Source organism: Vibrio chagasii (genome assembly GCF_002954585.1).
Taxonomy (GTDB): Bacteria; Pseudomonadota; Gammaproteobacteria; order Enterobacterales; family Vibrionaceae; genus Vibrio; species Vibrio chagasii_A.
Genome location: NZ_MSCI01000002.1, coordinates 186,890 through 211,504, shown reverse-complemented (window position 1 = coordinate 211,504; position 24,615 = coordinate 186,890). Strand labels below are relative to the sequence as shown.

General features: G+C 46.0%; 16 protein-coding genes and 1 other annotated feature (1 of these 17 running past the window's edge). Of the genes, 11 read left to right on the top strand and 5 right to left on the bottom strand.

Annotation, left to right across the window (positions count from 1 at the left end; all coding sequences use genetic code 11):
• Positions 1-4 (bottom strand) — a sequence feature (Thr leader region); it reaches 115 nt to the left of the window's first position.
• Between the two features lie 317 nt (positions 5-321).
• Positions 322-780, top strand: coding sequence for a ribonuclease regulator (locus BTO10_RS09060; RefSeq protein WP_105024350.1), 459 nt, complete (start codon positions 322-324; stop codon positions 778-780).
• Between the two features lie 28 nt (positions 781-808).
• Here the strand turns inward: BTO10_RS09060 and BTO10_RS09055 are convergent, their stop codons facing one another.
• The gene (locus BTO10_RS09055; protein ID WP_004741535.1) at positions 809-1,294 is read right to left on the bottom strand and encodes a putative 4-hydroxy-4-methyl-2-oxoglutarate aldolase; all 486 of its coding nucleotides are present in this window, start codon (positions 1,292-1,294) and stop codon (positions 809-811) included.
• A gap of 53 nt (positions 1,295-1,347) precedes the next feature.
• On the opposite strand from BTO10_RS09055, the gene BTO10_RS23945 reads away from it, so the two are divergent.
• Positions 1,348-1,500 carry a ribonuclease activity regulator protein RraA gene (locus tag BTO10_RS23945; protein ID WP_105024349.1) on the top strand — a complete coding sequence of 51 codons (153 nt, stop codon included), beginning with the start codon at positions 1,348-1,350 and terminating at the stop codon, positions 1,498-1,500.
• 372 nt (positions 1,501-1,872) lie between these two features.
• Positions 1,873-2,589 (top strand): two-component system response regulator ArcA, encoded by a 717-nt coding sequence (gene arcA / locus BTO10_RS09045; RefSeq protein ID WP_004741534.1) that lies wholly within the window; start codon positions 1,873-1,875, stop codon positions 2,587-2,589.
• A 129-nt stretch (positions 2,590-2,718) separates the two neighbouring features.
• On the opposite strand, the gene BTO10_RS09040 is transcribed toward arcA, so the two are convergent.
• From BTO10_RS09040 to BTO10_RS09025, 4 genes are all read right to left on the bottom strand, one after another.
• Positions 2,719-3,162 carry a hypothetical protein gene (locus BTO10_RS09040; protein ID WP_105024348.1) on the bottom strand — a complete coding sequence of 148 codons (444 nt, stop codon included), beginning with the start codon at positions 3,160-3,162 and terminating at the stop codon, positions 2,719-2,721.
• A 7-nt stretch (positions 3,163-3,169) separates the two neighbouring features.
• Complete coding sequence (gene arcB, locus BTO10_RS09035; protein WP_105024347.1) at positions 3,170-5,521, bottom strand: aerobic respiration two-component sensor histidine kinase ArcB; 2,352 nt, start codon at positions 5,519-5,521, stop codon at positions 3,170-3,172.
• Between the two features lie 150 nt (positions 5,522-5,671).
• Complete coding sequence (locus BTO10_RS09030) at positions 5,672-7,423, bottom strand: sensor domain-containing diguanylate cyclase (RefSeq protein WP_105024346.1); 1,752 nt, start codon at positions 7,421-7,423, stop codon at positions 5,672-5,674.
• Between the two features lie 91 nt (positions 7,424-7,514).
• On the bottom strand, positions 7,515-8,468 hold the full coding sequence (locus tag BTO10_RS09025; protein WP_105024345.1) for a TIGR01212 family radical SAM protein: 954 nt from the start codon (positions 8,466-8,468) through the stop codon (positions 7,515-7,517).
• Positions 8,469-8,998: 530 nt separating this feature from the next.
• Here BTO10_RS09025 and gltB (BTO10_RS09020) point away from each other — a divergent pair.
• The 8 genes from gltB (BTO10_RS09020) (at position 8,999) to btuF (ending at position 24,569) form a co-directional block, all read left to right on the top strand.
• The gene (gene gltB / locus BTO10_RS09020) at positions 8,999-13,546 is read left to right on the top strand and encodes a glutamate synthase large subunit (RefSeq protein ID WP_105024344.1); all 4,548 of its coding nucleotides are present in this window, start codon (positions 8,999-9,001) and stop codon (positions 13,544-13,546) included.
• Entirely contained in the window at positions 13,546-15,015 is a 1,470-nt protein-coding gene (locus BTO10_RS09015; protein ID WP_102425685.1) for a glutamate synthase subunit beta, read from the top strand. Before gltB (BTO10_RS09020) ends, BTO10_RS09015 begins: the two co-directional genes overlap by 1 nt.
• 426 nt (positions 15,016-15,441) lie before the next feature.
• Positions 15,442-19,905 (top strand): glutamate synthase large subunit, encoded by a 4,464-nt coding sequence (gltB, locus tag BTO10_RS09010; protein WP_105024343.1) that lies wholly within the window; start codon positions 15,442-15,444, stop codon positions 19,903-19,905.
• A gap of 16 nt (positions 19,906-19,921) precedes the next feature.
• Complete coding sequence (locus tag BTO10_RS09005; protein WP_105024342.1) at positions 19,922-21,334, top strand: FAD-dependent oxidoreductase; 1,413 nt, start codon at positions 19,922-19,924, stop codon at positions 21,332-21,334.
• A 164-nt stretch (positions 21,335-21,498) separates the two neighbouring features.
• Positions 21,499-21,927, top strand: coding sequence for a DUF1499 domain-containing protein (locus tag BTO10_RS09000; protein WP_105024341.1), 429 nt, complete (start codon positions 21,499-21,501; stop codon positions 21,925-21,927).
• Positions 21,928-22,053: 126 nt separating this feature from the next.
• Entirely contained in the window at positions 22,054-22,749 is a 696-nt protein-coding gene (gene mtnN / locus BTO10_RS08995) for a 5'-methylthioadenosine/S-adenosylhomocysteine nucleosidase (protein WP_004741524.1), read from the top strand.
• A gap of 10 nt (positions 22,750-22,759) precedes the next feature.
• Positions 22,760-23,713: a cobalamin biosynthesis family protein gene (locus tag BTO10_RS08990; protein ID WP_105024340.1), complete on the top strand. Its 954-nt coding sequence runs from the start codon at positions 22,760-22,762 to the stop codon at positions 23,711-23,713.
• 1 nt (position 23,714) lies between these two features.
• Positions 23,715-24,569 (top strand): vitamin B12 ABC transporter substrate-binding protein BtuF, encoded by an 855-nt coding sequence (gene btuF / locus BTO10_RS08985; RefSeq protein WP_105024339.1) that lies wholly within the window; start codon positions 23,715-23,717, stop codon positions 24,567-24,569.
• The last annotated feature ends 46 nt before the right edge of the window (positions 24,570-24,615 follow it).

Below are 24,615 nucleotides of genomic sequence, written 5' to 3'. Positions count from 1 at the left end.
TGGCTTACGTGCTGCATATCAAATTCTCTGCTTGTGCTTTACTCTACGTGTATCAATTTTTACCACTAGACGTCAATGAAAAGTTGCGTTTTTTTTACATTCGAAGCGTTTTTCAGAGCAAACCGTCATTTCAGTGATAAAACATCCAGTGTGCACCGACAATTCGAAGATGCAGTTTGATTAACGAACAGATAAAGCAATCAATTTCATATAAGGTCATAACAAAATGCTATATCGATTGTTCAGCAAGCATACAAGAACTGTGCTTTAATTGAACGATAACGTTCAAAGAACAATAATAAATGACATCAGGAGTGGGAAGTGAAGAGATTACTTATTCTTTTAGCCTTTGCTATGCCTGTTGTTTGTTCAGCGAATAGCTTGCCCTTATTGCCTGGTCAAATTGATCGTTCGGCACACAAGTTCTTTATTTCATCTCAAAACGCATCCAACGAAAGTTTCGATACTTGGAAAGTCGACAGCGGTTACGCGTACAGCTTATTCGATGACGTGGATCTTTACGTCGGTACACGAATCAACAATGCGTCATTGAAGCATGAAAGTGGATTCTTGAGTGGTGTCAGTTACCAGTTCTCAGAAAGGGTCTCGTTCAACAGTTCTTTGCACACCTATAAAGATGAAACAGAAGACAGTGACAAATCTGTTGCGGCTGAGGTGTCAAGCCGAGTGCAACTGACCGACAACTTGGATTTGCATGCCACCCTTGATTACGAAGAGTGGCAGCAAGGTGTCGAAGTAGGACTAGGATTTCGCTTCTAACCCAATAAGCTTCATATAGCTAAATAGCCTAAGATTCGAGCAACAGATCAGATGAAATTAACACACCATTCCAATCGGCATAAATGTAATCACCAGGCTGAATCAATTGATTGTGCACTGTCAATGTTACATTCACTTGGCCCACACCTCGCTTCTCTGTTTTGAATGGTGATGCACCTAACGCCTGAACACCCAAGTCCATTTGTGACATCATTCCAACATCACGTACAGCACCGTTTACAATCACGCCTTCCCAACCATTCTCTATGGCAAGAATCGCGAGTTGGTCACCAAGCAATGCTTTTTGACACGAGCCATTTCCGTCAACGACCAATACTTTGCCGCTGCCGTCAGTCTCTAAAACTTCGCGAACCTTCGAATTATCGTGATAACAACGAACTGTTACAATTTTTCCCCAGAACGCACCACGTTGACCGAAGTTCTGTAATGGAAGGTTAAGTAGAGTGACTTTGCTTTCAAACTCATCACACAAGTCGGGTGTTATATCGTGCATATATCCTCCGTGAGTAAGGCGTACCTGAAAATCAGGCGAGCTCCTATGCTTTTATATTGTTATTAAAAATTATTCCTTTGTTTTCATTGTTCTATGCTCAATTTAATACTGAATCAAGGTTGATTGAACATATTTATCTACTAGACTCTAAGGACAGCGTTCAGCTTCCTTGGTTCATAATCAGGCCTTTAGCGGGCGAGATGTGATCACTATCTTGAATAATCATTCTGGTTTTCCTGCTAAATAGTCACCATAACACTGGTTAAGTTGTAGCCATACTATTAAAGTTTGTTGCGATACGGCAATTGATGTAAATCAACAAAGTGAATGGAATTAACATTCTCGCGTTGTTAGCATGCTGTTAACATTATAGAATCCGGTGCAATCACTAAAAGAATGATTGAAAGGCGTACTGGATCTACGTTATTGGGCAATACTTCAAGGAAGGCAGATAGCTGGAAGTAAGTGTTTTTTTGAAAACTTTAAGTTATCATCAAAAATACATTACCTGTATGTTATGTTTTTGCCTAGAATTTATTCTATTAGCACAGTTTCGTCACAAATTTAGGTACCGCCAAATGCAAACCCCGCAGATTCTTATCGTTGAAGATGAGCAAGTAACTCGTAACACTCTAAAGAGTATTTTTGAAGCAGAGGGATATGCTGTTTTTGAGGCTAGCGACGGTGAAGAGATGCACCAAGTGCTATCTGACAACCAAGTTAACCTTGTAATTATGGACATCAACCTTCCAGGTAAGAATGGCCTACTACTTGCGCGTGAACTACGCGAGCAAGCAAATGTAGCGCTTATGTTCTTAACTGGTCGTGATAATGAAGTTGATAAGATCCTAGGCCTAGAGATTGGCGCTGATGATTACATCACTAAGCCTTTCAACCCTCGTGAACTGACTATCCGTGCACGCAACCTTCTGAACCGTTCAATGAGCACAAGCTCTGTTCAAGAAGAGAAGCGCAGCGTTGAGAAGTACGAGTTCAACGGTTGGGTACTAGATATCAACAGCCGCTCTCTGGTTAGCCCAGACGGCGAAGGCTACAAGCTACCTCGTTCAGAGTTCCGTGCTCTACTTCACTTCTGTGAGAATCCAGGTAAGATCCAAACACGTGCAGACCTTCTTAAGAAGATGACAGGCCGTGAGCTTAAGCCACACGATCGTACTGTAGACGTAACAATCCGTCGTATTCGTAAGCACTTTGAATCTGTTTCTGGTACACCAGAAATCATCGCAACGATTCACGGTGAAGGCTACCGCTTCTGTGGTGACCTAGAAGACTAATTCGATTGGCGTTTCTAATCGTGTAGCACTGAGTGTTTTATTAGAGTAGAAGCGCAATCAATAGTTATTAAAAAGGGAGAATGCCAACGCATTCTCCCTTTTTTGTTGTTCTGGATTGAATAAGGTTTTTTAGTAAACCGTATCAACCTTAACGTCTTTCTCCACCAGCCACTTCACCGTTTCACCGTCTTTCAGTTCAACCGCAACATCAACCGGCTTTTCACTGTCGATCTCTAGCTGCCATACAAACGCAACTTCCCACTGAGTCTCGCTGTGCGTTCTTAGATCAAGATCGTCAGCCGTTACTAACAAGGTATCTGCACCTTGCTTAACGGTCACACTCTCCACAGCCAGTGTTGCTGGCAGTTGTGAATCTGACTCTAGGTAAATAGCGCCATGCAGAGTCTTATCTTGAGTCTCTCCGATCGTTGGCATCTTGTTGTGCCAAAGGTTGCTTTTCATTGTGACTGTCGCTGCAGAGACTTTAACTTGGTTGTCCTGCTGCCACTCAACTTGTGGTGCAGCACAACCCGCTAATGCCACTACGCATGCGGCGAATGCTAATTTTTTCATTATTCTTCTACCTTTGGTTTAACCAACTCTTTAAGACTTCAATGTCATTCTGGTATTCGTTATTAATCTCATCGACCCAATCTGAAATGTTTTCCCACCAAGCTGGTAGGTCTGGAGATTGAGCTTTCTGAGCCACTTGCTGGATGCGCTTCAAACCAATTGAACCAGCAGCACCTTTAATCTTGTGTGCCTCAGAGACAATACTGGCTTGGTCTTTCGCGACCATGTTAGAGTTCAATATTTCCATATACTCCGGCATCATATCTTCAAACATCACGATGCTATCTAAAACCGGCTTCGGTCCAACAATGTCAACATAAGACTCTAGCATATCAATATCAAGCAAACTGGTATCAATAGAAGAAATCGTCGGCTTACTCTCGTCAACCTTTTCGGTCACTTCAGCATCTTCAACAACCTCTGGTGCATCCTCAATGAGTTCGCTGATCACATCTTGAATCGCTCTCACGGATAACGGTTTGCTGATCGCCTCATCCATACCTTTCTGGAAGTACTCTTGCTTGTTGCTAAGTACATTCGCAGTCAATGCCACTAATGGCGGTAGTTTGCTGTACTTCTCACGATAGTACTGAGCAATATCGAAGCCTGTCATATCTGGCAGTTGGATATCCAACAATACCAAGTCATAATCTTCAGGATTAAAGGCAATTTGCGCCTCTTTACCTGTCATCACCACAGTCACTTCATGACCTAAGCTCTCCAACAGCGAGCGCGCAACCGTGATATTGAGTTCGATATCTTCAACCATGAAGATCTTAAGGTTCGACTGTTTTCTAGGAGTCTTAATCAAGGCTTGAGTATCATGATTAACCGGCACACGAATCGAAACCGTAAAGGTACTACCAAAGCCCTCTTCACTGGTCACTTCAATGTCGCCATCCATCATGTTGATCAACTGTTTAGAGACAGCAAGGCCGATACCAGTGCCCACAGCGTGCAAGTTATCGGTGCCCGATTTCACCTGGTAGTACATCGCGAAAATCTTCTCGAGTTCGCTTTCAGGTATACCAATGCCTGTGTCTTCAACTTCCATGGTGATGTTGGCAAAGTCACCATCAATATCGGCGCTAACCGTCATCACCACGCCACCATCTTTGGTGAACTTCATCGCGTTGCTGACAAGGTTCCACAGCACCTGTCTTAGACGAGTGCCATCAACCTCAACAGCCACTGGTAGATCAGACAATCGTTCTAAGTCGAACCTCAATCCTTTCTGTTCAGCCATTAGTGCGGAAATACTTTCAATCTCCACAACAAAGTCTTCAAAGTTGATTGGGGTTGGGAATAGCTCAAGCTTACGACGGTCAAACTTATCCATATCGATAATATCGTTAAAGATATTACCTAGTGTTACAGCGCTCACTTTGATGGTTTGCATCTGCTTACGCTGCTCAGTGGTCAATTGACTATCGAGCAACATACGGCTTAAACCAATGATGCCATTAAGCGGCGTTCTTAACTCGTGGCTAATGGTAGAGATAAAGGTGGTCTTATCGCGACTGGCTTTCTCGATAGACTCTTGGTGCTCTTTACGCTCGGTAATATCACGACCAAAGCCCACCAAACCAAGGTGGCGGCCATCTTTGCTGTAGAAAGGCACTTTACGCAGTTCGAAGTAGCTCTTACGTCCATCTGGGTATTCGAGCCATTGGTCGTAGGTCAGAGCCTGGTTGTCAGCAAAGACTTTCTTATCGGTTTCTACAACTTGCTGAGCGATTTCTTTACTGTAGACATCCCATGGCGTCAAACCCACCAAGTCTTTTTCTTTCTTGCCGGTTAGCTCTTCGACTGCTCGGTTACAACCCGAGAACACGCCATCTTCATTGCGATAGTAGATAAGGTCAGGCGAAGCATCGATAAACGAACGTAGCAGCGCTGTTCGCTCTGCAAGTTCAAGCTGAGTTCGCTCACGCTGAAACACCTCATTTTCGAGGTCATGCATCGCTTCAGCACGTGCTTCTTCAGCTTTTTCACGCTCTTCAATTTCTTGATTGAGCTTCTCGATATTGAGCTGCAGCTTGTTATTCAACTCTTGGTCGCGCTCACGCATATCACCAAGCTTGGAGACTAACTTAGCTAAACGCTGACGAGACTCTTCAAGCTGATCAACCACCACAGAAAGGAAATAAACCGCCCAAGGTGTAATCACTAGACCAAAGAAAACAGAACGGACAATATCGATGTCATCAACATTGCCCTTAAGTGCGAGCGTAATACCGACTTGTACAACAACGGCGAGGGCAACAAGCGCTAGGGCGAGTAAGATAGAAAAGCGGACAATCCCCAGTTTTACGAGTAGATCCACGTAATACTGGGCGAGATTTTTCATGGGTTTCATTTAGCGCTCCATGCGATAAGACTAGCAACATTCTACCCTGTTTGAAGATAGGAGGTAAGCTAGCTACATCACATGCAGCAAGAGAGCTGGGTTATATTGTTTAAAACAGATAACCCAAGTAAATAATGGCTTAATCAGTAATAGATTGGCTTAGCGGATCGATGATGGGTGCACACTAGAACGGTTTCGGCCATCAGACTTAGCTTGATAAAGCGCACTGTCGGCTAACGCTACCGCAGACTCCATCTCATCATTAGGGGTAGGCACGTAAGAGATAATGCCAATACTGACGGTGATGAACTCAGAAACGGTCGACTTTTCATGAATCAGCCCAAGCTTGAGCACTTCATCATGAATGCGTTGCGCCACCATTAATGCCCCGTCAGCAGTCGTGTTTGGCAAGATAAAGCCGAACTCTTCACCGCCGTAACGAGCCACACAATCAGACGAACGATTCAGTACCTGCTTAAAGGCTTGCGAAACCTGAATCAAAGCATCATCACCCTGTTGGTGACCATAGAAGTCGTTGTAGCCTTTAAAGAAGTCGATGTCACAAAGCATAATGGTCAACGGCAACTTCTCTCGTACATGGTAATGCCACAATGTCGACAACTGTTCATCAAAGCGGCGTCGGTTAGAAACCTGAGTCAAACTGTCCATAAAGCTGAGACGTTCAAGCTCTAGGTTCGCCTCTTCAAGTTTCTGCTCTGCAAGATAACGCTCGGTGATATCACGAGCCATGATCAACACCCCATTGGTGCTAGATGCAGGGTCTCTAAATGGCGACTTCACCACGTCATACCAAGTGTATTCACCATCACTGGACATCACTTTATCGATATAGCGCAGTGATTTACCTTGATGAAGAACCTGGTGGTCAGTTTCAGAGATCCGTACATACATACTGTTTGGCACGACATCTTGTAGTCGCTTACCAATCAAATCACTGACTTCAGAGATCCCGAGCGCTGTAACAAACGGCTTATTACACGCTTGATAAACCATGTTTTCATTAAAGATACCGATCGAATCTGGGCTAGCTTCCAAGATGTTTTGTAAGATAGTGTCTCTTTGCGCAAGTGCCACCTCGGTGTCTTTCCGCTTCTCCATTTCGCCACGTAGTTGTTGCTGCATGTCATGCCAATCGGTCACATCATGACTAATAGAAAGTGTCCCTATATTTTCCCCATCTTGAGAAAGTAAGACGCTTTGGTACGTTTCGAGTAGGCAGCTTTTACCATCTTGGTCAGTTGTCCATGAACGCTCACTAACGCGCCCTTTCAGTGCACCACCTGAAACGCTCAATGTGCCCTCTTCCGGGCGGCCATGCCAAAACTTTTTAAACGAGCGATTACTCGCGAGCAGTTCACCCTTTTGATCTTTTACGTAGATCAGTTCAGACAAAGAGTCCAAAGCCGTTCGTGCAACGTTCAGTTCACGCAGCTCTTGAGACAACTCTTCATTAGTATTCTTATAGGGGGATGCGTGAATCATCCAAGACTTTTTGCTTCTAAAGCGGATCTTACGCCCCACAAGATTGATCTTAAATGATTCAAATTCAGACAGTGCCCATAATGAGTTCTGCTCAAATACTCGGGAGTTGATGTGGTTGGTAAGATAGTGGCGAAAGCTGTTCTCGCTCTCCACTGTTGGGAAACGAAAGTGAATACCAATCTGACGAATACCAAGCAATTGCATCGCTTGGCGGTTGGCGTACAAGATCTCGCCGGTTCGGACATCAACGAAAAAGAGAGGGGATGGCGTAGAGAGTAGCAGTTGTTCAATGTGCGACTGATAACGAGCATAAAGATGCCAGCAGATCAGGGCAAACAGCAATATGAGAACGATATATATACCGTAGCCATACGCTCTATCCCACAACCAAGTCATTACCAGTTCCATCTACTCTCAATCTATACCATAAAATCTGTGAGGGAAATGTTACCACTATTTGTTGGTTTTATCTGCTGTTACCTACTCTCACTCATTTCTATCAATCAGTTGCGTTTAAAACAGGTAATGTGTACTCGAATGCAGAGCCTGTTTTCATGCCTTGAGCACCGGTTTTATCCAGTGATCGACCTATCTCTGTCATCGCTAGCCAACGGTTCTCACACCATAACGGAGAGAGTAATGTAGGGCGTCTTGCCGCAGATGAAACACGATGGTAAACCACGTTCGCAGGAGTGCGTTGGATGATATCAGTAGCAATGTCGACATACTCTTCAAGGCTTGGTGCTTCTAGCTTGCCGGCTTTCCATGCTTTGGCCATAGTGCTTCCCTCTACTATATGAAGGCCATGAAGCTTGATGCCATCTGTACCGACTGCTAATACCTTGTCTAACGTTTCAAGGTTATCGGCTTTGGTCTCTTTTGGTAGTCCAACAATAAGATGAGTACACACCTTAATTCCGAGAGCGCGTGCACGCTGGGTGATCGTTTCATACACCGCAAAATCATGGCCGCGATTGATGCGCTTAAGAGTATCGTTATTAGCCGTTTGTAAGCCGAGCTCTAACCAGATCTCGTACCCTTTCTCAACATAACCAGCCAATAATTCCAAAACAGAATCAGGCACACAGTCTGGTCTTGTACCAACACAGAGCCCCACAATATCCGCACCCGGTGCTTTTAGCGCTTCTTCGTACATATTCTTGAGCACTTGCACCTCAGCATAAGTGCTGGTGTACGCCTGAAAATAAGCCAGATACTTCTTAGCACGAGCGATTTCACCCGCACGATCTTTTAATTGGTCGGCAATACTTTGAACCTGAGTTTGCTCGTCGGCAAAAGACGCCACATTACAAAAAGTGCAGCCTCCGCGACCAATGGTTCCATCTCGATTTGGACAGCTAAAACCACCGTGCAGCGTTAGCTTGTGAACCTTTTCGCCATAACGGCGTTGAAGATCTTGGCCGATAGTATTGACCAACTCATGTAATTGCATATTTTCAAAGCGCTCAAGTAAATAAGAATGAATATCAGTCTTTTTTTGAAAAAAAATTACATCCCTGCAAAATTCGACCAATTAGTTTACTCAAGGCTTTTTGCGAGCAACCTATCAAATATCAATAAACATGCAAAAAAGTCGCTCTATTTGCCTAATGTTGCACATTTGTTAGACATAAAATTCAAAATAAAACGAAAAAAATGGTCTACACGGTTCAACTTTCATTGCAATTCGCCTAGACAAAATTGTAGGATACTTACACATATTGGCTATTTTTGTGTAATTTCTTACAACGAAAACTTGCTAATAAGTCGGTGATATCTAACTCCCACCTATATAAACCACTAGTTTGTGGCTAAAAATAAACGGATATCACCAAGGATTGTTTTTCTCGCAATACTTTTCCTGCGAGATACGGAAAGGATTCAAACCGCCAACACAGGCCGGTTTAGACTCATAAATATAAAAGGACAAGGCTGACTTTATACAAAGAAGTTGCGCCTAGATTTAACTGGAAGGATGTATCTATGGTAGATCAAGAGCAGAACTCACAGGGTCTGTATACTCCTGAACTGGAGCATGACGCTTGTGGTATCGGTTTTGTTGCGCATCTAAAGAATCGCAAATCTCATGATGTAGTAACTCAAGCACTCGATATGCTTGCACGTATGGAACACCGTGGCGGCCAAGGCTGCGATCCATGTTCTGGTGATGGTGCAGGTATCCTGCTACAGAAGCCGCACGAATTCTTACTTGAAGAAGCCGTTAAGCTTGGAATTAAACTGCCGTCTTTTGAAAAATATGGTGTTGGTGTTGTACTTTTCCCTAAAGATGAACACAAACGTGCACAGTGTCGCGACATTCTAAAACGCAATGCACAACGCCTAGAGTTAGAAGTAATCGGCTACCGTGAACTTCCGACGGACAATTCAATGATTGGTGCTGACCCACTAAGCACTGAACCTCAATTTGAACACGTATTTATCTCTGGCGGCCCTGGTATTACTCCAGAAGAGCTTGAGCGTAAACTTTACGTTCTACGTAACTACACCGTTCGCGTGTGTCTAGAAAGCGTTTCAAATATCGGTGATGACTTCTACATCAACTCTATGTCTTACAAGACATTGGTGTACAAAGGTCAGCTAACAACAGAACAAGTTCCTCAGTACTTCCTAGACCTGCAAAACCCAACTATGGTGACGGCTCTAGCACTAGTACACTCTCGCTTCTCTACCAATACATTCCCACGTTGGCGTCTAGCTCAGCCTTTCCGTTACATCGCCCACAACGGCGAAATCAACACGGTTCGCGGCAACCTAAACTGGATGAAAGCTCGTGAAGCTATCCTAGAATCGGATCTATTCACACAAGCTGAAATCGACATGCTACTGCCTATCTGTCAGGAAGGTAGCTCGGATTCATCAAACTTCGACATGGCATTGGAGCTTCTGGTTCTGTCTGGCCGAACTCTGCCACACGCACTGATGATGATGATCCCTGAAGCATGGCAAGAAAACAAAAACATGGACCCAACTCGTCGCGCGTTCTACCAGTACCACGCGAACGTAATGGAACCATGGGATGGCCCAGCTTCGGTATGTTTCACTGATGGTGTTCAAGTAGGTGCAACTCTTGACCGTAACGGTCTGCGCCCTTCTCGCTACACAGTGACAAAAGACGATTTCCTAGTGATGGCGTCTGAATCTGGCGTTGTTGAAATCGCACCAAAAAACGTTGAATACCGTGGTCGTCTACAACCAGGTCGTATCTTCGTTGCTGACCTTGAGCAAGGCCGCATCATTTCTGATGAAGAAGTGAAAGATGGCATCGCGAAATCTCAACCTTACGAGAAATGGGTTGAAGAAAACCTTCTGAGCCTTAAAAAGCTACCAGACGCGAGCAACGAATTTAGCCAACCTTCTCCAGAGAAACTTCTCCACAAACAACAATCGTTTGGTGTGAGCTCTGAAGAAGTGAACGAAATCATTCTACCTCTTGCGAAAACCGGCTATGAGCCACTTTCTGCAATGGGTGCTGACTGGCCGCTAGCGATTCTTTCTCACCAATCGCAGCACCTTTCAAACTACTTCAAGCAGCTGTTTGCACAGGTAACTAACCCACCGATCGACCCGATCCGTGAGCGTATGGTTATGTCTCTGAACACTTACCTAGGTAAAGATCAGAACCTGCTTTCAGAAACACCTGAACACTGTCAAAAGGTAGAGCTTGAGTCTCCAGTACTGTCTAACTCTGAGTTAGAAAAGCTGCGTGCTATCGATAACGAGCACCTTCAAGCGAAGACACTGGATATCGTATTCCAAGCAAATGGAGACCAAGGTAAGTTAGAGCGTGCACTAAAACGTATTTGCCAATACGCAGAAGATGCCGTGATCGATGGTTACTCTATCATCCTACTGACTGACCGTGCGGTTAACTCTAACCACGCCGCTATCCCAGCAATGCTGGCAGTTGGCGCGGTACACCACCACCTAATCCGTAAAGGCCTACGTGCTAAGTGTGACATCGTGGTTGAAACGGGTGATGCTCGTGAAACACACCACTTCGCAACGCTTCTGGGTTACGGTGCTAACGCAGTTAACCCATACCTAGTGATTGAAACGATTGTTGAACTACAACGTACTAAGAAACTAGACCCTAACGTTCACCCACGTGAATTCTTCGATAACTACCGTAAAGGTGTTAACGGCGGTCTACTGAAAATCTTCTCTAAGATGGGTATCTCGACACTGCAGTCTTACCACGGTGCGCAAATCTTTGAAGCGCTTGGTATCAGCAAGTCTGTGGTTGAAAAATACTTCACAGGTACGGTTTCGCGTATTCAAGGCCTAACGATCGATGACATCGCTCGTGAAGTGCTTGTTCGTCACCGTGTTGGTTACCCTGCTCGTGAAATCCCAGCTCAAATCCTTGATGTCGGTGGTGTTTACCAGTGGAAACAACGTGGTGAGAAGCACTTATTCAACCCAGAAACCATCTCTCTACTTCAGGAGTCGACGCGTAACAAAGATTACGGTCAGTTCAAGAAGTACGCAAAAGCAGTTGATGACCAAGGCGACAACGCAGCAACGCTACGTAGCCAACTTGATTTCATCAAAAACCCAGCAGGCTCTATTCCTCTAGCGGAAGTAGAACCAATCGAGAATATCCTTAAGCGTTTCGCTACTGGCGCAATGAGCTTTGGTTCTATCTCGCATGAGGCTCACTCAACACTGGCTGTTGCAATGAACCGTATCGGTGCGAAGTCAAACTCAGGTGAAGGTGGTGAAGATCCAGCACGTTTCGAACGTAAAGAAAACGGTGACTGGGAGCGTTCAGCAATCAAACAAGTGGCTTCTGGTCGCTTTGGTGTGACGTCTTACTACCTATCGAACGCTGATGAGCTGCAAATCAAGATGGCTCAAGGTGCGAAACCTGGTGAAGGTGGTCAACTACCTGGTGATAAGGTTGATGACTGGATCGGCGCGACGCGTCACTCGACTCCAGGCGTAGGTCTAATCTCACCACCGCCACACCACGATATCTACTCAATCGAAGATTTGGCTCAGCTGATCTACGATCTGAAAAACGCGAACCGTAACGGCCGTGTCAACGTGAAGCTAGTATCAGAAGCTGGCGTAGGTACGATTGCCTCGGGTGTAGCAAAAGCGAAAGCTGACGTAGTACTTATCGCAGGTTTTGATGGTGGTACGGGTGCATCTCCGATGTCTTCTATCCGTCACACAGGTCTGCCTTGGGAACTGGGTCTAGCGGAAACGCACCAAACACTACTGAAAAACGGCCTACGTAACCGTATCGTTGTTCAGTCTGATGGTCAGATGAAAACACCACGTGACCTTGCAGTAGCAACACTACTTGGTGCTGAAGAATGGGGCGTAGCAACAGCAGCATTGGTTGTTGAAGGTTGTATCATGATGCGTAAGTGTCACAAGAACACCTGTCCTGTTGGTATCGCAACACAAAACAAAACTCTGCGTGAGCGTTTCGACGGTCGCGTAGAAGACGTAGTGACTTTCTTCCAATACATGGCTGAAGGTCTACGTGAAGTAATGGCTGAACTTGGCTTCCGCTCTATCGATGAGATGGTTGGTCAATCGCACAAACTTAAAGTTCGTGATGACATCGGCCACTGGAAGTACAAAAACCTAGATCTAACACCTGTACTGCACATTGAGCAGGCTCGTGAAGAAGATGGTATCTACAACCAGACACAACAAAACCACAACCTAGAAGATGTTCTAGACCGCAAGTTGATCCAAGCTGCGATTCCTGCACTTGAAAAAGGTGAAGCTGTAAATGCGACCTTCCCAATCATCAACACGGACCGCTCTGCGGGTACCATGCTATCGAACGAAATCTCGAAGGTTTACAAAGACCAAGGTTTACCACAACCAATGAACGTTAAGTTCCACGGTAGTGCCGGCCAATCTTTCGGTGCGTTCCTTGCGAAAGGCGTTAAGTTCGAAGTAGAAGGCGACGCGAACGATTACTGGGGTAAAGGTCTGTCTGGCGGTACTTTGGTACTGTACCCAGATGCGAAATCTTCTATCGTTGCTGAAGATAACATCGTGGTTGGTAACGTATGTTTCTACGGTGCGACCTCAGGTGAATCTTTCATTCGCGGTATGGCTGGTGAACGTTTCTGTGTTCGTAACTCAGGTGCGAAGGTTGTTGTTGAGGGCGTTGGTGACCACGGTTGTGAATACATGACTGGCGGTGTAGCCGTTATCCTTGGCTCAACAGGTCGTAACTTTGCTGCGGGTATGAGTGGCGGTGTCGCTTATGTTTGGGATAAAGGCGGTGACTTCGAAACCAAGCTTAACCCTGAACTTGTAGACCTAGATCCAATTGAACAAGAAGATAAAGATCTTCTACTAGATATGCTAACCAAGCACGTTGAATTCACAGGAAGTGAAGTTGCTCAGTCTTTCCTAGACAACTTTGAAGCAAGTGTTGCATCACTAATTAAAGTAATGCCACGCGACTACAAAGCAGTTCTTGAGAAGCGTAAAGCTGAAGCACAACAGGCACAAACGGAAGAAGTGGAGGCAGTATAATGGGTAAGCCTACTGGATTTTTAGAACACGGTCGCGAGCTTCCAAAGAAGCTCGATCCATCGGTTCGTATTGAAGACAACAAAGAATTCGTACTTAACGAAGAGTTTGGCGACAAGATCAATACTCAAGCATCTCGTTGTATGGACTGTGGCGTACCTTTCTGTCACAGCGGTTGTCCAATTGGTAACATCATCCCAGAATTTAATGACGCGGTTTACCGTGACAGCTGGGAGGAAGCTTGGAACATCCTAAGCTCGACCAATAACTTCCCTGAGTTTACAGGTCGTGTGTGCCCTTCTCCTTGTGAGAGTGCTTGTGTACTAGGTATTAACCAAGACCCAATCACCATCTGTAATATCGAGAAAACGATTGTAGAAACTGCGTACCGTGAAGGGTACGCAAAACCAAAAACACCTCGCTCTCGTACAGGAAAAACCGTAGCGATTGTTGGCTCTGGCCCTGCAGGTCTAGCCGCAGCTGAACAGCTAAACAGCGCTGGTCACTCGGTAACGGTATTTGAACGTGACGAGAAAGTTGGCGGTCTACTGCGTTTCGGTATCCCAGATTTCAAACTGGGCATGGACGTGATTGATCGTAAGATCAACCTAATGGCTGAAGCTGGCGTTGAGTTTAAAGTGAACCAACACATTGGTGTTGACGTTAACGCTCAGCAGCTACGCCAAGAGTTTGATGTGGTATTGCTAACCGGCGGTTCTACGGTTCCTCGTGACCTACCAATCCCAGGTCGTGAATTGAAAGGCGTTCATTTTGCGATGGAATTCCTTGGTCAAAACAACCGCCGTGCAAACGACATGGACCTAAAAGGTGAAGAGATTCACGCTAAAGATAAGCACGTTGTGGTTATCGGTGGCGGTGATACTGGCTCTGACTGTGTGGGTACATCAAACCGTCACAAAGCAGCGAGCATTACTCAGGTTGAGATCATGCCGATCCCACCAGAGAAGCGCCCTGCAAACATGCCTTGGCCTCAATACCCAATGATCATGAAGACCACGACTTCTCACGAAGAAGGCTGTGAACGTCACTGGAACATCTTGACTAAAGAGTTCATCGGTAACGATCAAGGCGAAGTGACCGGTCTACGTATCGCCGATATCGTGTGGAAAGATGCAGCGCCAGGTGAGCGCCCTACTTTTGACGAAGTAGCAAACTCAGAGCGTGTGATTCCATGTGACCAAGCATTCCTAGCGATGGGTTTCCTACACCCAGAGCCAACCGGTGTACTTGCTCAACTTGATATCAAACTGGACGAGCGCGGTAACGTTGCTTCTGAAGGTTACGCAACCAACCAGAAAGGCGTTTTTGCCGCTGGTGATATGCGTACAGGTCAGTCTCTGGTCGTTCGCTGCATTAACGAAGGTCGTGAATGTGCAATTGCGATTGATGACTTCTTAATGGGCAACTCAAACCTAGAAGCGAAAGCCGATTCACTCATGCTTTCCGCATAATATTTCTCGGGCTAACGTCAATGACGTTAGCCTAGAGGAAAAGCAACACCCTTCCTAACTTTTATATTTGGCTAGCACTCGATGCTAGCCTTTTTTCTATCTAGCATTCTGTCACTACAGATACGCCCTCACTATAAATGTTAAATATCATTAACATTTCCTATTTATATCTAATTGATATCAATCGAGTATTTTAGATTATTACGTGGTTAATCGCGTTTATGCATGATAATTAACCATGAACTTGACCTTAAACACAATTAGCTATACGTTGTAAAACTGGTGAAAATAAAGCCACTGGGTTTTGTTAACACAAAGGATAACGTTGAACTAGCTAAAAAACGGTAAGTTTATAAAAAATAACAAGTACATGAATAGTTAGTCATTTACTGTCTGGATGACAGAGAAGCAAAAGGGAGAATTGCAATGGCTCTATATGATCCTAGTCTTGAAAAAGACAACTGTGGATTTGGTTTAATAGCGCAAATGGAAGGCCAACCTAGTCATAAGTTGGTAAGAACTGCTATTTCAGCCCTAGATCGCATGACACACCGTGGTGGTATCGCCGCGGATGGTAAAACTGGAGATGGCTGTGGCTTACTACTACAGAAACCAGATTCCTACCTAAGAATTATTGCAGAAGAGAATAATTTTAATCTCGGTAAGCAATACGCTATTGGCATAATTTTCTTCAGCCAAGACCCAATCAAAGCTCAATCAGCACAAGAGATCGTCAATAAAGAACTCGCCCAAGAGACATTGACCGTTGCTGGTTGGCGTGAAGTTCCGACCAATACCGAAGTATTAGGTCCTATCGCCAAAGATTCTGTTCCAAACATTCAGCAAGTATTTATCTCTGCGCCAGCCGGTTGGCGTGAGCGTGATATCGAACGCCGCTTATACATCGCGCGTCGCAGAATTGAAAAACAGATCACCGAAGACAAAGATTTCTATATCTGTAGCCTTTCAACACAAGTGATGGTCTACAAAGGCTTGTGTATGCCTGCCGATCTTCCGCGATTTTACCTCGATCTTGCAGACTTACGTATGGAATCAGCGATATGTCTGTTCCACCAGCGTTTCTCGACTAACACACAACCACGTTGGCCGCTCGCTCAACCATTCCGTTATTTAGCGCACAATGGTGAAATCAATACCATCGAAGGTAACCGTCAGTGGGCTAAGGCTCGTGCCTATAAATTTGCTTCACCACTGCTACCAGATTTGCAGACCGCAGCACCTTTCGTGAATGAAACGGGCTCTGACTCCTCAAGCCTAGATAACATGCTCGACCTTTTCCTAGCCGGTGGTATGGATGTGTTCCGAGCGATGCGTATGCTGGTTCCGCCCGCTTGGCAGAACCACCCAGATATGGATCCAGATCTGCGCGCATTTTACGACTTTAACTCCAAGCACATGGAACCGTGGGACGGCCCTGCTGGCATCGTTCTGTCTGACGGTCGTTACGCTGCATGTAACCTAGATAGAAATGGCCTGCGTCCTGCGCGCTATGTCATTACCAAAGACAACCTAATCACGCTGGCATCAGAGGTTGGTATCTGGAACTATGCGCCAGATGAAGTCGCAGAAAAAGGCCGTGTTGGGCCAGGTGAGCTACTGGTGATCGATACTCGCCGCGGCAAGCTATGGCAATCTAATGAGATCGACAATGACCTCAAAGGCCGTCACCCATATAAGGAGTGGATGGAAAAGAACGTCCACAAGCTAACACCATTTTCTGAACTCGATGATGATCAAGTGGGTAAGCGTAGCTTCGACGATGACACGCTCAAAACCTATCAAAAACAGTTTGCGATGAGCAACGAAGAGTCCGATCAAGTATTACGCGTGCTTGGTGACATGGGACAGGAAGCGGTCGGTTCGATGGGCGACGACACGCCAATGGCGGTACTCTCCTCGAAAGAGCGACTGGTCACTGATTATTTCCGTCAGAAGTTTGCCCAAGTCACCAACCCACCGATTGATCCTCTACGTGAAAAGCACGTGATGTCGCTCGCCACCAGCATTGGCCAAGAGATGAACGTGTTCTGTGAAACAGATGGTCACGCCTATCGTGTGACATTTGATTCTCCTGTTCTGCTTTACTCAGACATGCAGCAACTTCTGCAACTGAATCAAAAGCACTATCGCCATGCGATCCTAAGCATGCACTACGATCCAGCTCAGCAAGATCTCAAACAAGCCATCAATGACGTATGTGATCGTGCGGAACAAGAAGTGCGTGATGGTGCGGTTTTGGTTGTGTTATCGGATAAAGGTTTAGAGAAAGGTAAACTGCCAATTCCAGCAGCAATGGCGGTTGGTGCAGTGCAGACTCGCCTTGCTGATACCAACCTACGTTGTGATGCCAACATCGTAGTGGAAACAGCAACCGCTCGCGACCCACACCAATTCGCGGTACTACTTGGCTTTGGTGCAACGGCGGTTTATCCGTACCTTGCGTATGAAACGTTAGGCAAGATGCTCGATGATGGCTCTTTAGACAAAGACTATCGCGCAGCGATGCAGAACTACCAAAACGGCATCAACAAAGGTCTGTATAAGATCATGTCGAAGATGGGGATTTCAACCATTGCTTCTTACCGCTGTTCGCAGCTTTTCGAAGCCGTTGGCCTACATTCTGATGTCGTTGAGCTCTGTTTCCGCGGAGTTACCACTCGAATCCAAGGTGCAAGCTTTAGCGATTTCCAGCAAGATATTTACAACTTATCGCGTAAAGCATGGACCAAGCGGAAGCCAATCGAGCACGGTGGTTTACTGAAATACGTCCATGGTGGTGAATACCACGCTTACAACCCAGACGTGGTTGGCACACTGCAAACCGCAGTAAAAACTGGCGAAACATCGGATTACCTCTCTTTTGCTAAGCAGGTAAATGCTCGCCCTGCGGCTATGTTACGTGACTTAATGAGCCTGAAGAAAGCCGATAAACCATTAACTCTTGAGGAAGTCGAGCCAAGCAGCGATCTATTCAAGCGCTTTGACTCCGCAGCGATGTCGATTGGTGCCCTAAGCCCAGAAGCGCATGAAGCTCTGGCAATGGCTATGAACCGTTTAGGCGGTTATTCAAACTCAGGTGAAGGCGGTGAAGATCCAAGACGTTTTGGTACCGACCGTAACTCGCGCATCAAACAAATTGCGTCTGGTCGTTTTGGGGTAACACCACATTACCTAACCAATGCGGATGTTCTGCAAATCAAGGTAGCACAAGGTGCGAAGCCAGGTGAAGGTGGTCAGCTGCCAGGTCATAAGGTCACGGCAGAGATCGCTAAACTGAGATATTCGGTTCAGGGTGTCACTCTGATTTCCCCTCCTCCACATCACGATATTTACTCGATCGAAGATTTGGCTCAGCTGATTTTCGACCTTAAGCAAGTTAACCCTAAAGCCTTGGTTTCTGTGAAGTTAGTGTCTGAACCAGGTGTTGGTACTATCGCGACTGGTGTGGCAAAAGCCTACGCCGATCTGATCACCATATCTGGTTACGATGGCGGTACCGCAGCAAGTCCACTGACCTCGGTAAAATACGCGGGTTGCCCTTGGGAACTTGGGCTAGCAGAAACTCAGCAAGCACTGGTTGCAAACGGACTTCGTCATAAGATCCGCCTGCAAGTCGATGGTGGTCTGAAAACCGGTCTCGATGTAATTAAAGGCGCGATTCTCGGTGCTGAAAGCTTTGGCTTTGGTACTGCACCGATGGTGGCAATGGGTTGTAAATTCTTACGAATCTGCCACCTCAATAACTGTGCAACAGGTGTTGCAACTCAAGATGAAACATTACGCCGCGAATACTTCAAAGGGCTACCAGATATGGTGGTGAACTACTTTACAGGCTTAGCCGATGAAGTTCGCCAACACCTTGCTGACCTTGGTGTAGAAAAACTCACTGACCTAATCGGACGCACAGATTTACTGGAGGCTGTTGAAGGCCTGACTGCGAAACACAGTAAACTGGATCTCTCATCGATACTGGAAGCTCCGGTATCACCAGAGGGGCATCCTCTGTATTGGACCGAACCAAACGCACCATTTGATAAGGCTCAGCTCAACCAGCAGATCCTAGACGATGCACTCGATGCGATTGAGAAAAGACAGTCCACCAGCCTTTACTACAACGTTATTAATACGGACCGTTCTATAGGCGCTCGTATCTCTGGCGAAATTGCTAAGCGATACGGCAACCAAGGTATGGCTGGTTCGCCAATCAAATTGTACCTAGATGGTACCGCAGGCCAATCTTTCGCTGTTTGGAACGCAGGCGGCGTTGAGCTGTATCTAACAGGCGATGCCAATGACTATGTTGGCAAAGGCATGGCTGGCGGTAAGGTAGTCATTAAACCTCACCAAGGCACCGCATTTACTTGTAACGAAGCGACCATCATAGGTAACACCTGCCTGTATGGTGCAACCGGAGGCAAGTTATTTGCAGCAGGTACTGCTGGCGAACGATTCGGCGTACGTAACTCAGGCACGGTTGCTGTAATTGAAGGCGCAGGTGACAACGCTTGTGAATACATGACCGGCGGTATTGTTGCCATTCTTGGCGCAACTGGCGTCAACTTCGGTGCGGGTATGACAGGTGGCTTCGCTTATGTCATGGATAAGAATGAAGACTTCCAAGGTCGAGTGAACAACGAGTCAGTTGAGGCGCTTTCCTTATCTGATTTATATATCCACCAAGAACATCTGCGTGGCTTAATTGCAGAGCACTTAGAAGAGACGGGCTCAGTACATGCTGAAGCTATTCTGGCAAACTTTGATGAATGGATTCCGAAGTTCTATCTAGTGAAACCAAAGATGGCGGATCTAAACACCTTGCTCGGCCACCAAAGCCGCAGCTCAGCTGAACTTCGTGTTCAAGCGCAATAATTGGAAGGAGCCAATAATGAGCCAGAATGTATACCAATTTATTGATGTGAATCGCGTAGACCCAGCGAAGAAACCAATCAAGATACGTAAAATTGAGTTTGTAGAGATATACGAACCGTTCACTAAACAGCAAGCCAAAGCACAAGCAGACCGCTGTTTAGATTGTGGTAACCCTTATTGTGAATGGAAATGTCCAGTTCACAACTACATCCCTCAGTGGCTTAAGCTTGCCAATGAAGGGCGCATTATCGAAGCAGCTGAACTATCTCACCAGACCAACAGCCTGCCAGAAGTATGTGGCCGTGTGTGCCCTCAAGACCGCTTGTGTGAAGGCTCTTGTACCCTCAATGACGATTTTGGTGCTGTCACCATAGGTAACATTGAAAAGTACATTACCGATAAAGCCTTTGAGATGGGTTGGAAGCCAGACATGTCTCACGTTGAATGGACCGATAAAAAGGTCGCAATCATCGGTGCGGGTCCAGCTGGTCTTGCGGCGGCTGATATCTTAGTACGTAATGGTGTGAAAGCCGTTGTGTTTGATCGTTACCCAGAGATAGGTGGTCTCCTCACTTTTGGTATTCCATCGTTCAAGCTTGAGAAAGGCATCATGGAGAATCGTCGCCGCATCTTTAGCGAGATGGGCGTTGAATTCCGAATGAATACCGAAGTTGGCAAAGACATTCAACTTCAAGAGCTGGTCGATGATTACGACGCTGTTTTCCTGGGTGTAGGCACTTATAAAAACATGCGTGCCGGTCTCGATAATGAAGATGCTCCGGGTGTTTATGATGCGCTGCCATTCTTGATTTCGAATACCTACAAGGTCATGGAGCTGGAAAACCCAACCCCATTCATCGATATGCAGGGTAAGAGAGTCGTTGTGCTTGGTGGTGGTGATACCGCGATGGACTGTGTTCGAACTTCTATTCGTCAGAATGCGGCTGATGTGGTGTGTGCCTATCGTCGAGATGAAGCCAACATGCCAGGCTCTCGCCGTGAGGTGAAGAATGCACGTGAAGAAGGCGTGAAGTTCAAGTTTAACCTCCAGCCTATCGGCTTAGAGCTTGATAGCTCAGGGCATGTTGCTGGCGTTAAAGTCGTGAAAACCGCCTTAGGTGAACCTGATGAAGCAGGCCGTCGTCGCCCAGAACCGGTTGCAGGCAGTGAGCACATTCTTGAAGCCGATGCCGTGATCATGGCATTTGGTTTCCAACCTCACGCTATGGAATGGTTAGAACCTTTCGGTGTCGAGCTTGATCAATGGGGCCGCATTAAAGCGCCTGGTCAGCAAGAGTTTCAGTACCAAACCACCAACAGCAAAATCTTTGCCGGTGGCGACGCGGTTCGCGGCTCTGACTTAGTGGTAACCGCCATCGATGAAGGCCGCAAAGCCGCTGAAGGAATATTAGATTACCTAGAAGTGTGATTAGTCTTCGGTTTCCTTTATTGTTCAAGCCGTTACTATAAAAAAGGATCCATATATGGATCCTTTTTTGAATTAGATACGTTTATCACAAGCACAACAAAAACAGCAAACAAGCCAATACCGATAACTACAATTAGAATTAAAAACAAGCCATAGGAAACACTATGAAAAAAGCCGCTCTCCTCTCGCTATCACTTTTAACATTAACCGCTTGCAGCCAAGGAATCACGGATATGAAAGACAGAACCTCATCACCTTGTGGTGATAAACCTAATTGCGTATCAACACAAGATTACCGTGAACAACATGCTTTGGCTACGTACGAACTATCCGATTCAGCAAACCTTGATGCCATTGAGCAAGTCGCTCTAACTTTGCCGGGCGCGAAAACGGCCAACAAAACCGATGATTACCTGCGTGTTGAGTGCACCTCACGCATCATGCGCTTTGTCGATGACCTTGAGCTAAAAGTCGATGGAGACAAGCTCATCGTTCGTTCCGAGTCTCGTACGGGCTACTCTGACTTTGGTGTGAACCGTAAACGAGCAGAACAACTCCGTGCTAGCTTGCAAAGCGAAGGTCTAATCAAATAGACAAAGAATACTGGAGTAAATCCACACTATTCGGATGAGAAGTGCTTCTGGGCAGTCGCTCGACGCTTCTTATCCATGCTACAATTTCGCTCTAATGTTTAAATATTTTTAATTAAGAGACTACACATGAAAATCGGCATCATTGGCGCAATGGAGCAAGAAGTTGCGATCCTAAAAGCAGCTATTTCAGACATTACTGAAGTTAATAAAGGCGGTTGTACCTTTTTCTCTGGTCAGCTAAATGGTGTTGACGTTGTTTTGCTTCAATCAGGCATTGGTAAAGTAGCAGCAGCTGTTGGTACTTCTATCCTACTAAGCGAATACCAACCAGATGTCGTTCTAAACACTGGCTCTGCTGGCGGTTTTGATTCAACTCTAAACCTTGGTGATGTGGTTATCTCTACCGAAGTACGTCACCACGACGCAGACGTAACAGCTTTCGGTTACGAAATCGGTCAAATGGCAGGTCAACCAGCTGCATTCAAAGCAGACGAGAACCTAATGAAAGTCGCTGAGCAAGCGCTAGCTCAAATGGAAGACAAGCACGCGGTTCGCGGTCTTATCTGTACTGGCGACGCGTTTGTTTGCACTGCAGAACGCCAAGAGTTCATCCGCAAGCACTTCCCATCAGTAGTAGCTGTAGAAATGGAAGCTTCTGCGATTGCTCAAGCTTGTCACCAGTTCCAAGTACCATTCGTGGTTGTTCGTGCAATCTCTGATGTTGCAGACAAAGAATCACCAATGAGCTTTGAAGAGTTCCTGCCACTAGCAGCACAAAGCTCTTCTGAAATGGTTATCAAAATGGTTGCCCTACTAAAGTAAGCGACTAAGCATGCAAACACTGTTTGATCAGGTATTTGCAAATGGCGTGCTCCTTGTAATGTGGGGAGCACTGCTTTTTCATTTGATTCTACCTATCCCTCACGCCGCACACCCTACGACCTTATGGCATAAGTTTGCTGAACTACTAGCAACTAAGGTCAACAACAATCAAAGTTACTCTCAAAGCCTTATCTCCGGCACCTTAGCCTGGGGGTTAATGGTACTTCCAACTCTGATTATTCTCTTGGCACTGCAACCTCTGGTTTGGCAGACTCAACTGTTCCAACTGGCTTTGTTACTGCTCGCTATTGATTGGCGTAACAATGAAAAGCTAGCCAACCAACTCATCAAAACACTTAGCCGAGAAGATAAAGCGACAGCACGTCAATTACTGGCTCCGATTGTCAATCGCCAAACCGATTCACTATCATCATTAGGGCTTGGGAAAGCTGGGGCTGAAACTATCATAATGGGCTACGGTCGCAATGTGGTTTGTGTCCTATTTTGGTACGCCACCGGAGGCGGAATCGCTGCGTTGATGTATCGCCTGATTGTCGAATTAGCTCGAGCGTGGTCACCGAGTCGAAAGCAGTTCTCACCTTTTGGCGCAACGGCAATCAAGATTGTCGCTGTCCTCGAATTTATCCCAATGCGTTTATTTGCCTTGATGATCGTCTGCGGTGATAAAGCATCTCACACCTTTAAGATGATGCTTGCTCAAAGTCGGTCTTGGCCTCTACCTGGCCCTGCGTGGTTGATTACTGCAGTGGGCAACAAGCTTGAGCTATCACTCGGTGGCCCGGCTATTTACAACGACACCAAAGCTATTCGCGCAAAATTAGGTGGCAGAATCGCACCATCCGCACTGCACTTAGCGCAGGTTCAAAAGCTGTTATTTGGACGCATTGCGATCTGGATATTGTTACAAAGCCTAGCCCTACTCATTATTCACCAAGGGATTTAAAGTGAAACCCTCTCAACTTGTTACATCATGTGCAACTTTCGCGATTAGCTTTAGCTTATGGATACCAAGCACGCTTGCAACCGAAGTAACCACAGCAAAACGTGTGGTCAGCCTAGCTCCTCACGCCACAGAGCTCGCATACAGTGCGGGTTTAGGTGATAATTTAGTTGCTGTAAGTGAACGCAGTGATTACCCACCACAAGCCGATAAGCTAGAAAAAGTGGCAAATTATCAAGGCATCAAGGTTGAGAAAATCATCGCGCTGCAACCAGATCTTATCCTTGCTTGGCCTGCGGGAAACCCACCAAGAGAACTGGCGAAACTAGAGCAGTTTGGTTTTAATATTTATTACTCGAAAACCAAAAGCCTAGACAGTATCGCGACCAATATTGAACAGCTTAGCCAATACGCCAGCGATCCAAGTATCGGTGAGAATAATGCTAAGCAGTACAAAGAACAGCTCAACGCATTAAGGCTAAAATACAAAGATGCGGAGCCGGTCAGCTACTTCTACCAGCTGAGTGAAAAACCGGTTATCACCGTGGCACAAGGACACTGGCCAAGCGAAGTGTTTGAGTTTTGTGGCGGCCGAAATATTTTTGAAGACAGCGCTTCCCCCTACCCGCAAGTCGGTATTGAACAAGTTGTACTGAATAAACCGCAAGTGATTTTCACTTCTCAGCACGCTATTGAGAATGGGACCATGTGGCAATCGTGGGAAGAAGAGATCCCAGCCGTCGCTAAAAATCAGATATGGTCACTCAACTCAGACTGGATTAATCGCCCAACCCCCCGAACTTTGCAAGCGATCCAACAAGTGTGCGATTACTTCGATAGAGTCAGAGAAAATCACTAACTTTTTAGTCTGTTTTTTCGTACAATTCGCCACCGACCTGTCCCTA